General features: G+C 43.8%; 1 protein-coding gene and 1 pseudogene. Both read left to right on the plus strand.

The genetic code is table 11. From position 1 onward, the window contains the following. Window positions 1–120 (plus strand): flagellin (locus AC623_RS21310; RefSeq protein ID WP_269429944.1); only part of this gene is annotated, 120 nt, incomplete at its 5' end. 341 nt (window positions 121–461) lie between these two features. Then, window positions 462–575, plus strand: a pseudogene (locus tag AC623_RS22060) (flagellin); the annotation flags it as partial. Window positions 576–927: the final 352 nt, after the last annotated feature.

The raw sequence follows: 927 nt of genomic DNA on the forward strand, positions 1-927 counted from the left end.
AAACTTGGTGCATACCAAAACCGTCTAGAACACACAATTAACAACTTAGGTACATCTTCTGAAAACCTAACTGCAGCGGAATCTCGTATCCGTGACGTAGATTATGCTTTAGCTGCTTAGGCAGTGACAAGCACAGTCGTCCTAGCTGGTAACGGTTAGTGATTATTATCGGGTGAATTGCTGGAAACCCCTTAGAGCTTTTCTTACCACAACGTAGTTGGAAACGACAAGCGTGACGGTCTAAAAAAGAAAAGATTGGGCAATCAGCAGCCAAGCTCCTGTGAGGAAACTCTGGAGAAGGTTCAACGACTAGGAAACCGTCTAAGGCGAAAGCTATGACGATGAATCCATAGGTGAAACAATGTATCATCAGCATTGTGAATCCGAAGTGCCCGACCCCTACTAGATTGCTAGAGGGTGAAGATATAGTCTGGTCATTTGTGAAAGCAAATGTTCGCACGATGGCGAAAGAAATGATGAACCAAACGAAGAATTCTATTCTTTCTCAAGCAGCACAAGCAATGTTGGCTCAATCGAATCAAATGCCTCAAGGCGTTTTACAACTCTTGAGATAATTAGATAAGAAGGGCGTCTTATCTGGTAACGGATAAGAGGATCACTGGGTGAATTGCTGGAACTTCCTAAAGCTTCATCAACCACAACGTAACTGGAAACGGTCAACGTGAAGGTGTGAAAATGATGGAGATGGAACAATGGATAATCAGCAGCCAAGCTCCTGTGAGGAAACTCTGGAGAAGGTTCAACGACTAGAGAAAACGGTCTAAGGTAAAAGCTATGACTATGAATCTCGTAGGGCAGTAAACGCTGTTCGAAGTGCCCAGCCCCTTATAGAATAAGGGTGAAGATATAGTCTATTCTGTCACTGAAAGGTACAGTCGCAAAGCAAGCGAACCAACAACCACAAGG

Source organism: Bacillus sp. FJAT-27231 (genome assembly GCF_001183975.1).
In the GTDB taxonomy this organism is placed as follows: domain Bacteria; phylum Bacillota; class Bacilli; order Bacillales; family Domibacillaceae; genus Pseudobacillus; species Pseudobacillus wudalianchiensis.